The following is a 14,784-nucleotide window of genomic DNA, read 5'->3' as shown; positions in this document are numbered from 1 at the left end:
AACAATAGTTGGTTAAAAATTTTCAAATAAAGTAATGTTATGAGAAGACAATTTTTATTTATATTTTTAGCCCTGATTGTAGCAAATACAAGTCAGGCTCAAACAAGAACGACAAGGATTGGCTACATCGATATGGAGTATATTTTGGAAAATGTTTCCGATTACAAAGAAGCTAAGGCTCAATTAGAGCTAAAGGCCCAAAAGTGGAAACAGGAAATAGAGACCAAAAAACTGGACATCAATAATCTTAAAGAAAGCCTTAAAGCCGAAAGAGCTTTACTGACAAAAGAGCTTATTGATGAGAAAGAAACCGAGATTAAATTTCTCGAAACTGAAATGATGGATTATCAACAAAAGCAATTTGGTGTTGACGGAAATCTGATGCATCAGAAAGCAGGTTTGGCAAAGCCAATACAAGATCAGGTTTTTACTGCAGTTCAGGATATTGCTGAAGCAAAAAATTACGACTTTGTCTTTGACAAATCATCTGATTTAACAATGCTTTTTAGTAATAAGAAATTTGACATCAGCGATCAGGTAATCCGTATTTTAAACCGTACGGACAAACGTGAGCAGCTGACTAAAAAACAATTAAAAGATCAGGAAGCCAAAGAAAAACTGGAAAATGCAATTGATGAAAATCCAGCAATGGCGGACCGACAAAAAGCTCTTGATGACAAAAAAGCAGCCAGAGCAAAACTAATTGAAGACAGAAGACTTGAGCAGGAAGCCAAGAAAAAAGAATACGAAGACAGAAGAAAAGCATTAGCCGCCGAAAGGGATGCTAAAAAAAATGGCACGGTTTCTGAACCTGCCAAAACAGAGCCTGCTAAAACGGATGGCACAACAGCTAAACCAGCTGCTGTCACACCAACCGAAGGAACAGCACCGGCTCAGCCTGCTGTAAATAAAGCTGAAGAAAGGCAAAAGCTTTACGAACAGCGCAAAAAAGAATTAGAAGAAAGAAGAAAGAAAATTTTAGAAGAAAGAGAAGCGGCGAAAAAAGCAAAAGAAGCCGAAACACAAAAAACAAATACGACCAATAATTAATTAATATTTTTAAAAATGATGAAACAAATCAAAACTTTACTAATTGCTGCAATACTAGTTTTAGGAGCAAGTAACACGATGAACGCGCAAGCTAAGGTAGCTCACGTTGATGTTAGCGAGATTATGTCGAAAATGCCTGCAATGCTAGACGCTCAAAACCAACTGCAAAAATTAAGTGGTACATATGATGCTGAATACAAAAAAATGGTTGACGAATATCAAGTAAAAATCAAAAAATACGAAGGTGAAGCTGCAACTGTAACTGACGCTGTAAACGGAGAACGTTCTAAAGAAGTTCAGGACATGCAAAAAAGAATTGTTGACTACAGAGACAACGCTCAAAAAGAATTACAACAAAAAGAAACTGACATCGTAAAACCATTAATGGAAAAAGTAAAAGCTTCTATCCAAAAAGTTGGAAAAGCTAAAGGTTTCCAATACATTTTAGACGGTTCTACTTTATTATTAGCTGATGGTCCAAACATTACTGCTGATGTAAAAAAAGATTTAGGATTCTAATAAACGAATTCCTTACATAAAAAACGGTCCGTACACTTTAAAGTACGGACCGTTTTTTTATGCATCTCCCCGAAATAGGATAAATGCTTCTCTTTTGAGATCAGGCTTGCACCCTTTCAGGGCTTTACAATGATTATTCTTATTGATAGTGCGTTGCACTATGCTATTGCTGAGGCTCTTTCAGAGCAAGAGATCAAAACAATCTTACAGCGAACTACTATCTGCAAAAGAATAATAATCTTCTGAACTGATAATTAAATGATCGATTAAAACAATATCCAAAATAATACCTGCTTCTTTAATTTTTTGTGTAATTAACCTATCCGCTACAGAGGGAAGTGTTTTTCCTGAAGGATGATTATGAATTACAATAAGAGCCTTAGCATTTGCCTTGAGAGCAGCAGAAAACAACAATCTAAGATCAACAAAAGCTCCTGTTGTGCCACCGGATGAAACCTCATAAATTCCCAGAACCTTATTGGATCTGTCAAGCAAGAACACCTTAAACTGCTCAAAAAAATCTATTTTACCCAAATCCCAAGTTCTCATCGCAAGTTCATATGTCGATCTCGAAGACTTAATTTGAGGCCGCTCGGAAGCTCTTACTCGGGTTTTATAAATCAGTTCAATTTCTGATGCGATTTTCCAATTTTGTGTTTCTTTTATGGTTTGCATGACACTAAAGGTCTATAATTAATTCTCTATTTGCTAATACAAAATTTGAAGACCACACTTCAAGTTTCTTCTTCCTAAATTACATCATTAAATAAAAACAAAGGCACACATATATGTTTGGCAATTTTTTTATTTCCTTAATGGAATCCATCTACTCTTACATTTTTTTCAAAACTCTAATAAAACGAAAAATAAAGGGCTGAAAGCCCAAAAGCACAAGCATAGTACAACGCACTATGAACTAAATTAAAAGAATCTAATGCCCTGAAAGGGCAAAAGCAGATAAGATTTGCATAGATTTTTTAAAATATCCTAAAAACCAAATACCCTACTCTCTTTGTGATTAGGCTTTCGCCCTTTTAGGGCTTTTACAATGATCATCCATATTCATAGTGCGTTGCACTATACTATTACTGAAGCTCTTTCAGAGCAATGAGTTTCAAATAATTCAATCTGAGAATCAAACCGTAAACCAAGTGCTTTTTAAAAAGGATTCTGGAAAACTTCTCTTTCAATTACTACAATATCTAACTCCCAATCCACAGAAACATAGCGAACCTTGCCGAAATCTTTGTGGTCTTTGCGGTTAAACCGTCACAGTTTTACTCGAGTTAAAATGCCGTTAAAAAACAAAAGCATTTAAAGATTTCCTTTCAATTGGGATATGCATTTATATCAAAAAACATTAAATTTGTCCTATGACAAACAACAATCCTATAGGCGTTTTTGATTCCGGTATTGGAGGAACTTCCATCTGGAACGCCATTCATGATCTGCTTCCTAACGAGAAGACTATTTATTTAGCCGATAGCAAAAATGCTCCTTACGGTCAAAGAACAAAAGAAGAGATTGTTACTCTAAGTAAAAAAAATGTAGACTTTTTACTGGAACAAAACTGCAAACTGATCGTGGTTGCCTGCAATACAGCTACCACCAATGCGATTCGCGAACTTCGCGCTGATTATGATATTCCCTTTATCGGAATTGAACCGGCAATTAAACCGGCTGCCAACAATTCGAAAACCCAGGTTATTGGAATTTTGGCCACGCAAGGAACACTGAACAGTGAACTGTTCAATAAAACAGCTGAGATGTTTCAGCATACCACTATTATCGAACAAGTAGGTCACGGGCTCGTTCAGCTTATTGAAGACGGGAACTTATATTCTCCGGAAATGACTCAGTTACTGGAATCCTATTTACGCCCTATGATTGATGCCAATATCGATTATCTTGTTCTGGGATGCAGTCACTACCCTTACCTGATTCCTCAAATCAAAAAAATACTTCCGGAACACATTCACATTATCGATTCAGGAGAAGCGGTTGCCAGACAAACACAAAATATCCTGCGAGAAACCGTTGGTTTTACTGCCAATCCGAAAAGCGAACCCGTATTTTATGTCAATTCAAATCCCGAGGTTTTAAAATCTATTTTAGACCATAAATACCCTGTTATCGAGAAGGATTTTTAATTCGTTACTCAAATTTTCGCTTAACGAACCAAATTCCGTCCAAGGATAAATTAAGGGATATTTTATGATAATTTTCTTTGATCAGGTTATCCGAAACCCTTCCTCTTTGTCCGTACGAATAGGAAATATTTAAAGACGAATAGGTGTTTTCCAGAGGTAAATTAAGTCCTATTGAAATTGCGGCATTATGGATTCTTTTGCCATCAATTTCCAGATAACCGGTGTCAAAGTTTGCACCGGCGGCATACTGAACCCTATCCCAATATTTACGGATATTTTTCCTTCCTCTGTATGTGAATCCCAGGGCAAACCGATCCTGATTTACGAAATTGCCGTACAATTCAGATTGATTGGTACTGCCCCACAAGCTTTTTTCGTAATCCAGCGTCATGTTTAAGTTGTTCTTAAAGCGTTTACTGATCCCGATACCCATTTCTAAAGGCATATAATAATCGTCTGTGTCTGAAGCCACATCAGACTCTATAGTTGTGACAACATCATCGGCAATAGTTTGAACGGTTTGCACTTTGGATGCTCTAATCTGGGTCGGCACTTTAAATGTTGTCGCAATGGTAAGAGTAGAATCCACCTGGTACTGCGCACCTACTGTTGCCCGAAGACCATTGTAATGTGTCTTTTTCTGAATACTTGTAATGGAATTCATAATTAAGAAGCTTCTGTTGTCTTTTGTATTTCCAAACAACACAGAGGCCGAAGCTCCAACAGACCATTTCTTACCAAATCGGTAGCCGTAAGACAAATCCAGATTATTTAATCCTCCGGAACCAGTCGCCGTTAAATAGTAAAAATCCTGGCTGTTTTCGATCGGTAATTTTAAATTCGAGATTTTAAAAGTAGCACTTGAATACGGGCGTATTCCGATACTAAATCCTGAGTTTTTAGTCACCGGAAAAGCAAAAGCCAAATGGGAAAACTGAAAATTATTGCGGCTTTCACTTCTTGAACTGCTTTGATAAGTAGTCGAAATAGCTTTTCCTCCAATATCAAACATAAAATGATTCTGCGGCAAATATCCCAGTGATGCCGGATTTAGATTGTTGATAAAAGTGGCAGAAGGCAAAGCAATTCCTGAAGACCCAATAGAAGGAATGTTTCCAAAATCAGAATCGTACACACTTCCTAAACCATACAGCGAGTAAGGAGAACTTGAAATACTTTGAGAAAACGACGTTAGCGACATCAAAATGAGGCAGCTTAAACAGGCAATTTTACTTTTCATTTAATAAGAGATATAATAAATTTTAAGCAGGAGTTTATTGTTCAAATGTTTCTGATCGCCTAAAACAATCCGGTTAACTGTCTTAGAAATCCCTGGCAAAGTGAGGATAAGAGAAGATCTGGAACTAGATTGCTTCAGCATTTCTTTCTGCAGAAAATAACCAATTGGGACCGAGTATCCAACATTCTCATTGAATTCATCCTTCTTTTTGTTCAGAATACCAAATACTGCCGTTCCAGCCGAATTGACCAACGAAGTACTGATCCGGTTTAAATTATCGCTAACATAAACTTTTAAAGAATCTTCCAGCGGATATTTTTCTGAGTACGTATTGTTTACAGGCTTTAAAAACAATTGCGCATCTACAATCGCACCATTAGCCGAAATACGTTTCAATTGTTTGATGTTCGGGAAATCAATCCGACAGGCAACTCCGGTACCGGACTGAATAAATCCCTGACGATTGGTTAATGCACTGGACAGCTTGCTATTCGAGGCAGGCAGATTTTGAATTATAGTTCCTGTTTTATCTAACGAGACTGCATTAAATTGCTTTTGTACATCCGAAATCTTAAAATCTAAGATATATGGAACTTCTTCCGTATTCGCCTGATATTTGGAATAATACAGCCGTACCTTACTCGACGCAACATGAAAGCCAATAACGTTTGCTGAATTCGAAACAGAGGGAACCAGAACAAGTCCTTTTAAATATTCGCTGAAACTATCAAAATCTGTGATTTCTCTCTTTTTTAGTTTCTGAAAAAGAGCGACTCCAAAAGCATTGTCCATCTTAAGACTAATCGAATCTTTCCCTACTGGCCTGGGTTTGTATGAAATGGTCCCCAGACTTTCATCACTATAACTTAAAACCGAATTATTGTAAAAATTCTTATCGTTTATGTTTGGTTTTACTTTTTGATTTAAACGATGAATATTGAAGGTCTGTACTCTAGTGGTATCTCCGTAATAATATTTATCATATTTCAAAATCATCGAAATAGAATCAAAAACATAATTGGTGGATTCTGTATCAGATCCGTCATTTTTTAAAGAATAAGAATCGGAAGCCAACTGAAAATAACTGTTCGATTTCACTTTTCCATAAATAGGATCTTCATAATTGCCAATTAAAATTCGGTTTTTCCCGGAGGTAATCAAAGAGTCAAAATTTATGGTTGACATCTCCACAGTCATCGTATCAATCAAAATAACTTTATTGCCCACGGCCAGATAATCAGACCCCACTACAAACTCACCCGTATCCGAATCGGTTCCGCATGAAAACAGAGTCATCGCCAAAAATAACATTCCTATGTACTTGTGCATATTCTAATTTTTTGAACAAATATAAATGGCACTCTTTCGCGCCACATCATAACATATACCGTCATGCTTTTTTACACTATAAACAGCCAAAAAATATCTATAACAGATCTACATCATCAAATACCTCGTTCGGCTTTGAAATCGGCTGTTTAGTCTATCAAAAATCGCCATACATATATCTTCTTTTTTTTAAAACCACTAGCCTCCTACTTTTGAACCAATAAATAAGTAATGAAAATAAGAATACTAATTCGTTCGTTTTTTTTGATTTCGTTTTTCAGTATGGAAGCTCAGGAGACTATTGGCATTAACCTGGATTTAAAAACAGAGCCAACTGCAAAAGCTGATTTTACAGAAAGTAGTATTGTTCTATCCTACAGCAAAAAGACTGACACTAAAAACAAAATAACAAACACGTTAGCGTATTCGAATTTAAACGTGAATTACGAACCAGGCAGCTACAAAACACGGGAGAACCAGGAGCATTTCAATCAGATTAAAAACAATTTTAAAATTTCACATGATTTCTCCAATACATTTAATATGAGTTTTTCGATTGTTCCCACAGTAAATTTTCAAAGCAGTCCGGGTCTGGATGACACTTCTCTTTTGGGAAGTTTGGAAATGAATCAGCAGTTCAATTCAAAAGCCAGACTTACAATTGGAATTTCGAGATCAGCTGTACTGGGTAATCCTAAGTTCTTACCTGTAGTGTCTTTCAATTATAAATTCAGCAATGAAAGCAGTTTGCTAATTGGCTTCCCGGATTCAAAGATTTCGTACTCCAATAATATTCGCAACACTTTTAATCTGACCAATAGCTTCAACGGTAATTTTTATCATCTGGATGAGGCAAAACAAGGAATTGATAACGCAGCGAAAGCTACGCTGTCGCAAATGACTACAGCATTCGAATATGAAAGAAATGTAGACCAGAACTGGTTTCTAAATTTTAAGGCCGGCTATGATTTTGACAAGAAATACAGTAGAACAGACAAAGACAATCATAGAGTTTATGATTTTAATACCGGTAACAGCTATGTCTTAGGAATTGGCATCAAATACAAACAATAAATAAACTTAATACATTATGAATAATTTAAAAAAAGGAATACTATTCGCGACGCTGTTTTCTGGTCTCTTTTTTATAAGCTGCAGCAATGACAGCAGCGAGGAGCTAATAGGAAACTGGGTTAAAAAATCGGCATTCGACGGACCCGCAAGATCCAGTGCGACCAGTTTTGTCATTGGCGATTTTGCTTATGTCGCAACAGGTTATACCGGAGATGTTTATCTGAAAGATTTATGGTCGTATAATTCAACGGGAGATTACTGGGAACAAAAAGCGGATCTTCCGGGTATTGGAAGAAGTTCTGCCTCGGCTTTTGCCTTAAATCAAAAAGGATATATTGGTTTGGGTTATGACGGAACTAATAAATTAAAAGATTTTTATCAGTACGATCCCAGCAGCAATACCTGGGTCCAAAAGACTGATTTTGCCGGAACAGGCCGCTACGCAGCGGTAGGTTTTCAGGCGGGTGGAAAAGCCTATTTTGGAACCGGTTATGATGGAAATTACCTGAAAGATTTCTATCAGTACAACGATCAAGCCAATAGCTGGACGCTTGTAAATGGTTTTAGCGGAAATAAAAGACGTAATGCCACTGCTTTTGTAATTGCCGATAAAGTTTATTTGGGAACGGGAATTAATAACGGAGTATATCAGGAGGATTTTTGGGAATTTGATCCCGTGACTGAGGCATGGACCAGAAAACGAGACATTGATAAAGATACTGAAGACGACAGCTCCTACAATGATGATTATGCTGTTGTTCGCTCAAATGCCTCTGCTTTTGCCATGAATGGTTTGGGATATGTTGTAGGAGGAGATAACATCAAAACCATCTGGGAATATAACCCCACCACGGATTTATGGGCAGAAAAAACACCTATGGAAGGGGCGACCAGAACAGATGCCGTTGGCTTTGCCATCAACAATCGTGGTTTTTATATGCTGGGAAGAACGGGTTCAACCTATTTTGATGATGCGTGGGAATTTAAACCGTTAGAAGCACAAACAAGTAATGACAACTAAAATAAAAATACCGTTCTTCTGGAGTAAAATCCGCAAGAATGTATTGCTTATGGCACTTATTTTACAATTTTTAGCCTGTGCGAAAAAGGAACCTTTTACGATCGAAGCCTTCAAAACTACGTCAGGTTGGGGTTATTCGATTGCTTTAAAGGATAAAATCATTATCAAGCAGGCTATTATTCCGGTAATAAACGACTCTAAAAGCTTTAGTACAAAAAGTGATGCTCTAAAAATGGCTCAGCTGGTAGTAACCAGACTCCATCAAAATAGATCCCCCACAATAACCAAAAATGACTTAATTTTATTAAAAATAAAATTATAAATGACAGTAGATACGATTAGAAATACCAGTTCAAACAAAATTCTATTTCATGGTATCATTTGGATTTTCTTTATTCTGACTTCATTAATTCAATTTTATGAAAGTCCGTTTAAAGTTAGTCCTGATTTTTATGTGCAGTGGGGTACAGGAATTGTTTTGTTTTATCTGAACTATTTTTATCTGGTTCCTGTTTTGCTGTTGGAAAAAAAGTACTGGCTGTACTTTGTGTTTGTATCTGCCCTGATTTTACTTTTTATGGTTATCAGACTCAATTATTTTATTCCTGATTTTGCTCAGACACGAGTCGTAAAAGCTTTACCGCCGCCGGAAGTTCTTAAACTGATCCATAAAGGCGGGAGACTAAAGACTTTTGTGGCTACAAAACAGCCCTTATTTTTTAAAATCGGTCCCTCTTTTTTTTATATTTTGATCATTACCATTAGTGCAGTTATCAGAACACTGACCGAATTTTACAACAATCAGCAAAACAAATTAATCGCCGAAACACACCGAACCAATACAGAGTTGATCTATCTGCGCAAACAAACCAATCCGCATTTTTTATTCAATTCATTAAATAGTATTTATTCTCTGGCACACAAAAAATCAGATTTAGTTCCGGATGCGATCGTTACCTTATCAGAATTGATGCGCTATATGCTGTATGAAACCGATAACAAAACGGTCGATTTAGAAAAAGAAATCAATTACATCCAGAACTACATTGAATTGCAAAAACTCAGATTAAACAATATTGAAGACATCGTAATCAATGTTCATGGAGACACCAGAAACAAATTTATTGAACCTTTATTATTGATTTCCTTTGTCGAAAATGCGTTCAAATACGGAACCGATTACAAAGGTGCTGCTCACGTAAAAATTAAAATATTCATTCTAAACAGCAGTCTGGATTTCTGGATTGAAAATACGATTGAAGACTATAGTAAAGATCCTGACAACTCAGGAATTGGACTGGTCAACATTCAAAACCGACTGGATCTACTTTATCCCAATGCGCATAAACTTGATATCACACAAGACGACGAATTTTTTCGCGTGCATTTGAATTTGGAATTGGATAAAATTCAAACCGCGATAGATTAAACCTTTTTACATAAGGTTACTTTGTTATAAAAGCCAAAAGTTCTTCTACGTATTTTTATGATAATTTTAAAACTTATTTTATTGGTTAAAAAGTACTTTTGGCGCTAAACAAAACTTTAAAACTAAAACTTCAACAGATGAAATGTGTAATTATAGACGATGAACCTTTAGCAGTTGAATTGCTGGAAGATTTTGTTCAAAAAGTAGATTCTCTCGAATTGATCCATACTTTTAACAATGCCATTGATGCCATTTCTTTCATCAATCAAAACAATGTTGATTTGATTTTTCTGGACATCCAGATGCCGCATTTCTCAGGAATCGATTTCTTAAATACGATCGAGAAAAAACCATTGGTTATTTTCACAACTGCTTTTTCTGATTATGCTGTTGAAGGTTTCAACCTCGGAGCAGTCGATTATTTGGTCAAACCCATTCCGTTTCACCGGTTTTTAAAATCGGTCGTGCGGGCACAGCAGGTATTAAATCCGACCACAACGGTTCAGGTTATTTCAGAACACACTACTTCGCCGGAACTGGAACAGGATTTTATGTTCGTAAGAGCGGAGTACGAAAATGTAAAAATGAATTTCTCTGACATTCTATTTATTGAAGGACTAAAAGATTACGTAAAAATTTATACTATTGATAACAAATTTACTCTCACACTAATCAGTTTAATTAAGCTTGAAAATCTGCTTTCGAACAAAGGTTTTTCCCGAATTCACCGCTCTTATATCATCAATATAAAACACGTGAAATCCATTCAGAAGAATAAAGTTTTGATTAGTGATAAACGTATTCCTATTAGTGAAAGCTATAAGACTTCTTTCTTCGAAAGAATCAACCTTTAGATTAAATTTCAAAAATAAAATTCCAAATTCCAAGGTTTGACACTTTTGGAATTTGGAATTTTATTTTTGAAATTTTTATTTTTATTCTTCGTTTTTAAACCAGCCGGAATACATGACGTAATTGTTTGAAATACGCTCAATTTCGCCTGCAAAATCAGACTGATCAATGTCTTTTACTTTTTTAGCCGGGACACCTGCATAAATACTTCCTGAAGTTATAACCATATTCTGAGTAACGACAGCACCGGCTGCAATAATCGAGTTGCTTTCAACCACACAATTATCCATAACAATAGCCCCCATACCAATCAAAACATTATCGTGAATCGTGCAGCCATGAACAATGGCATTGTGTCCTATGGAAACATTGCTGCCTATAATAGTAGGGTGTTTTTGATACGTACAATGGATGATAGCACCATCCTGAATGTTCACCTTATTTCCAATAGTAATGAAGTTAACATCACCACGAATAACGGCATTAAACCAAACACTGCAGGAATCTCCAAAAGTCACATCGCCTACAATTGTAGCATTTTCGGCCACGTAACAATCTTCTGGAATCAAAGGTGTTTTTCCGTTTACAGATTTAATCAGCATAATAAATTTTTAATTAATGGCAGGGCAATTACAGTCGTAACGTTCCTTTTTACAAAATAAATTGATTCCCAGTGTAATTTGGTGGTAACCACCCGTATCAAATTTCACATCACCGGTAACCTGAGAGTAGGTATAGGCAAACATGAAATTTTTATAATTCACCCCAACGATTGGCGTGATATACTGTAGTTTTTGCGCAGCTACTCCACTATTAGTGCCGTACTGGGTACCATTAAAACCTTTTCGATAAGACAAGGCAGCCCAAAGACTTCCAAAATCCATATTTTTATAAGCCTTAAGGTTTAAATCGATAGTCTTTTCTTTTGTTTTATCGAACACCTGAAACAATACAGATGGCTCCCAGGTCACTTTACTTCTTTTTCCAAAAACATATCCCGCGCTTAAAAGAAGCTTTCTCAGATTATTACTTTCATATTCGGTGTACAATTCTCTTCGGGTTTCCAGAACGCCCTGAACTGTTGCATGGGCATAAAAATCAAGATAGTTGTACGATGCTCCAATATCTAAATTAAAGTACGAATCTTTTTGAATAGAACCAAAAACGATAGGGTCAAAAGTAGTTCCAAATTTAGTTTCATCCAATTGACTCTGAATCACTCCCCCACTAATACCAAATGAAAGCTGATTTAAATCGAGTTCATCTCTGGAAAACAAGATATGATGAGCATAGGTAAGTTTTACCCCTTTTTGAGAATGGTAACCGTTTTTATCGTTAAAGATAATAATCCCGGCTCCTGAACGCTCTCCTATCCTGCCATTAAAAGTCAGGGTTTGCAAAGACGGAGCATCCTCCTGACCAAACCACTGTTTTCGGGCAGTCAATCTAATTTTGGCACAATTTGCCGCTCCCGCCATAGACGGATGAATGAGGTAATAATTATCTGACAAATAGTCCGAATAAACTGGTATCCCTTCTTGTGAGTAAGAGTAGGTTGATACAATTAAAAAAAACAATAAAACTCTGATTCTAAACTTCATAAAAACATCATATTGATCTAATAAATTTGAGGCGCCACAAATTTAATAAGATTTATTGGAAAAGAGTCTTAATTCTTTTATTAAAAAATCAAATAGTAGGTATTAGCAAAAAATAACTTTACTAAATTTGTAAAAAATTACAACTCATGACAAAAATCACCATAAAAGAAACTCAAAATCCAACAATCTTAAAGTTCGAATTTGAAGATTTTATTACTCAAAATCAAAGTTTCGAATTCAAAAATATTGACGAAGCACAAGCCTCCCCTTTAGCACAGCAATTGTTTTATTTACCGTTTGTAAAAACCGTTTATATTTCAGGAAACTTTATCGCCATCGAAAGATATAGTATTGTAGAATGGGAGGATGTAAAAGATGCCGTTGCCGAACAAATTACTGCATTTGTAGACAAAGGTGGCGTAATCATTAATGCGGATGAAACCAAAGCTAAAAAACAGCCGATCACCGTTTATGGAGAAACAACTCCAAATCCTGCAGCTCTAAAATTTGTGGTGAGCAGAATGCTGACAAGAAATGCGGTTGAATATAAAAATATCGATCAGACTGCTTCTTCTCCACTGGCCAAAGAGTTGTTCAAATTCCCGTATGTAAAAGAAGTTTTTATTGATGAAAATTATATTTCGGTAACCAAATACGACATCAACGACTGGCAGGAAATCACACTTGAAGTACGAACTTTTATCAAGCAGTTTATCGAAAACGGAGGAACTGTTTTAGATGAAAGTCTAATTGAAGTGGCTACAAAAAATGATATCACAAAAGACGAAGCATTTGACAAACTGGATGTTACTTCGCAACAAATCATTAACATTCTTGAAGAATATGTAAAACCGGCAGTTGCTGCTGACGGTGGAAATATTGCTTTTGATTCTTATAATGAAGAGGACAAAACGGTAAAAGTAATTCTACAAGGAGCTTGTAGTGGCTGCCCGTCTTCAACTTTTACTTTAAAAAGCGGAATCGAAAATATGCTAAAAAGCATGTTAAATGACGAAGCCATAAAAGTAGAGGCTGTAAACGCTTAATTTTTTATCCTTTATAAAATACCGAAAGCGTCTGTCATTGGCAGGCGCTTTTTTAATTAAAACATATATCTCACTAATTATCAGCAAATTATTAATCAAATAACGCTGTACTATTTTAAAAATAGTTAATATTGTATTCTAAACCAATCAATATCAAGACTATGGGATTATCTTCATTCTTTAAGAACTTATTTGGCACAGCCAAAGATTCTGCTACTGATCTGGCACATCAGGCCGAAACCACTTTTGAACAAGCCAAAGAGGCCGCTGCTCCTTATATTGATAAAGCAGAAACCTTCGCCGAAGAAACTTTCGCAAAAGCCAAAGAAGCATCAGAACCGCTGATTGAAACAGCAACGGATTATGCGCATCAGGCGAAAGATATTGTTAGCGAGTATGTTGAAAAAGCATCTGATTCTATAAGTGATGTAATTGATTCTGTAAAAGAAAAAACCACCGAACTAACCGGAGAAACTAAAGCAATTGTTTCAGAAACCGTAACGGATAGCAGCGAAAAAACGCTTACTAAAGCTGATGATGTTATTGATGGAACTACCAACAAGGAATAAAACTCCTTTTTCTTATACCGGGAAATATTTTTATATTTGCAAAACTAATATACCTTCTCTTTGGGAAGGTTTTTTTATTCTAAAAATATGTACAATTCAGAACAGATTAGCAATTATGCTGCTAAATTTATTAACGTATTAATTGATTATTCTCCAAAATTAATCTCGGCATTCATCATTTTATTTGTCGGAATCTATGCCATCCGATTAATCAGCAGAATCATCACAAAAATAATGATCCAAAGAAATCTGGATCCCACATTGACCCGATTCCTCTCTGACATATTGATTTGGGCACTTCGAATTTTATTGTTTGTGACCTTTATTTCAAAATTGGGTATCGAAACCTCCTCTTTTGTTGCCATATTAGGAGCGATGGGTCTTGCCGTAGGTTTGTCTTTACAGGGCTCTCTATCCAATTTTGCAGGAGGAATGTTAATTATCGTATTCAAACCTTTCAAAGTAGGCGATACGATTGAAACACAAGGTGGAGTTATTGCAACAGTTGTAGAAATTCAGATTTTTGTAACCAAGATGTTAACCGCTAACAATCAAACTGTTTTTGTTCCAAATGGAGCTTTATCAAACGGTACCATTATCAATTATTCAATGCAAGGAGAACGAAGAGCCGATTTGACTTTTGCGGTTTCGTATGATTCTGATATAAAAAAGGCAAAGGACATTCTTTTGAACGTTTTAAACAACAATCCAAAAGTACTTAAAAAACCTGCTCCTGAGGTTTTTGTAAAAAACTTAACCGCAAGTTCTGTAGAGTTTGCCGTACGTCCATGGGCAAAAAACGCTAATTATGGAGCTGTTTTTTCTGAGACTTTAGAGAATTGTAAAGCGGCATTAGATGAAGCCGGAATTTCGGTTCAGCCGTATACTCTTCAAAAATAAAAAG

The 14,784-nt window shown here is 35.9% G+C and carries 16 protein-coding genes; 11 read left to right on the top strand and 5 right to left on the bottom strand.

The genetic code is table 11. The features are described from left to right. Positions 1–39: 39 nt before the first annotated feature. Complete coding sequence (locus tag LNQ34_RS11815) at positions 40–1,050, top strand: OmpH/Skp family outer membrane protein (RefSeq protein WP_202702081.1); 1,011 nt, start codon at positions 40–42, stop codon at positions 1,048–1,050. Between the two features lie 15 nt (positions 1,051–1,065). Next, entirely contained in the window at positions 1,066–1,569 is a 504-nt protein-coding gene (locus LNQ34_RS11810; RefSeq protein ID WP_017497918.1) for an OmpH/Skp family outer membrane protein, read from the top strand. Positions 1,570–1,773: 204 nt separating this feature from the next. On the opposite strand, the gene LNQ34_RS11805 is transcribed toward LNQ34_RS11810, so the two are convergent. After that, a complete protein-coding gene (locus LNQ34_RS11805) occupies positions 1,774–2,244 on the bottom strand; it encodes a JAB domain-containing protein (RefSeq protein WP_229999848.1) in 471 nt (156 codons plus the stop codon). Between the two features lie 698 nt (positions 2,245–2,942). Here LNQ34_RS11805 and murI point away from each other — a divergent pair. After that, a complete protein-coding gene (gene murI / locus LNQ34_RS11800) occupies positions 2,943–3,719 on the top strand; it encodes a glutamate racemase (protein ID WP_229999847.1) in 777 nt (258 codons plus the stop codon). A gap of 4 nt (positions 3,720–3,723) precedes the next feature. Here the strand turns inward: murI and bamG are convergent, their stop codons facing one another. Continuing rightward, complete coding sequence (gene bamG, locus LNQ34_RS11795) at positions 3,724–4,959, bottom strand: BamG family beta-barrel-assembly machinery protein (protein ID WP_229999846.1); 1,236 nt, start codon at positions 4,957–4,959, stop codon at positions 3,724–3,726. Further along, positions 4,960–6,288, bottom strand: a complete 1,329-nt coding sequence (locus LNQ34_RS11790) for a DUF4270 family protein (RefSeq protein ID WP_229999845.1) — start codon at positions 6,286–6,288, stop codon at positions 4,960–4,962. Between the two features lie 231 nt (positions 6,289–6,519). Between LNQ34_RS11790 and LNQ34_RS11785 the strand changes: the two genes are divergently transcribed. The 5 genes from LNQ34_RS11785 (at position 6,520) to LNQ34_RS11765 (ending at position 10,666) form a co-directional block, all read left to right on the top strand. Continuing rightward, positions 6,520–7,362 carry a DUF6268 family outer membrane beta-barrel protein gene (locus LNQ34_RS11785; RefSeq protein WP_229999844.1) on the top strand — a complete coding sequence of 281 codons (843 nt, stop codon included), beginning with the start codon at positions 6,520–6,522 and terminating at the stop codon, positions 7,360–7,362. Between the two features lie 16 nt (positions 7,363–7,378). Then, positions 7,379–8,383 carry a Kelch repeat-containing protein gene (locus tag LNQ34_RS11780; protein WP_202702085.1) on the top strand — a complete coding sequence of 335 codons (1,005 nt, stop codon included), beginning with the start codon at positions 7,379–7,381 and terminating at the stop codon, positions 8,381–8,383. Between the two features lie 49 nt (positions 8,384–8,432). Continuing rightward, entirely contained in the window at positions 8,433–8,705 is a 273-nt protein-coding gene (locus LNQ34_RS11775; RefSeq protein ID WP_229999843.1) for a DUF4907 domain-containing protein, read from the top strand. Further along, complete coding sequence (locus LNQ34_RS11770; RefSeq protein ID WP_202702087.1) at positions 8,706–9,812, top strand: sensor histidine kinase; 1,107 nt, start codon at positions 8,706–8,708, stop codon at positions 9,810–9,812. Between the two features lie 137 nt (positions 9,813–9,949). Further along, entirely contained in the window at positions 9,950–10,666 is a 717-nt protein-coding gene (locus tag LNQ34_RS11765; protein ID WP_202702088.1) for a LytR/AlgR family response regulator transcription factor, read from the top strand. 81 nt (positions 10,667–10,747) lie between these two features. Here LNQ34_RS11765 and LNQ34_RS11760 read toward each other — a convergent pair whose 3' ends face one another. Beyond that, a complete protein-coding gene (locus LNQ34_RS11760) occupies positions 10,748–11,266 on the bottom strand; it encodes a gamma carbonic anhydrase family protein (protein WP_229999842.1) in 519 nt (172 codons plus the stop codon). Positions 11,267–11,275: 9 nt separating this feature from the next. Then, complete coding sequence (locus LNQ34_RS11755) at positions 11,276–12,265, bottom strand: PorP/SprF family type IX secretion system membrane protein (RefSeq protein WP_202702090.1); 990 nt, start codon at positions 12,263–12,265, stop codon at positions 11,276–11,278. A 146-nt stretch (positions 12,266–12,411) separates the two neighbouring features. On the opposite strand from LNQ34_RS11755, the gene LNQ34_RS11750 reads away from it, so the two are divergent. From LNQ34_RS11750 to LNQ34_RS11740, 3 genes are all read left to right on the top strand, one after another. Then, positions 12,412–13,311 carry a NifU family protein gene (locus LNQ34_RS11750; protein WP_202702091.1) on the top strand — a complete coding sequence of 300 codons (900 nt, stop codon included), beginning with the start codon at positions 12,412–12,414 and terminating at the stop codon, positions 13,309–13,311. A gap of 161 nt (positions 13,312–13,472) precedes the next feature. Continuing rightward, a complete protein-coding gene (locus tag LNQ34_RS11745; RefSeq protein ID WP_229999840.1) occupies positions 13,473–13,880 on the top strand; it encodes a YtxH domain-containing protein in 408 nt (135 codons plus the stop codon). Positions 13,881–13,967: 87 nt separating this feature from the next. Beyond that, on the top strand, positions 13,968–14,780 hold the full coding sequence (locus LNQ34_RS11740) for a mechanosensitive ion channel family protein (RefSeq protein ID WP_202702093.1): 813 nt from the start codon (positions 13,968–13,970) through the stop codon (positions 14,778–14,780). The last annotated feature ends 4 nt before the right edge of the window (positions 14,781–14,784 follow it).

The organism is Flavobacterium lipolyticum (genome assembly GCF_020905335.1).
Taxonomy (GTDB): Bacteria; Bacteroidota; Bacteroidia; order Flavobacteriales; family Flavobacteriaceae; genus Flavobacterium; species Flavobacterium lipolyticum.
The sequence above is the reverse complement of the archived record's forward strand: the minus strand, read 5'-3'. Positions and strand labels throughout refer to the sequence as shown.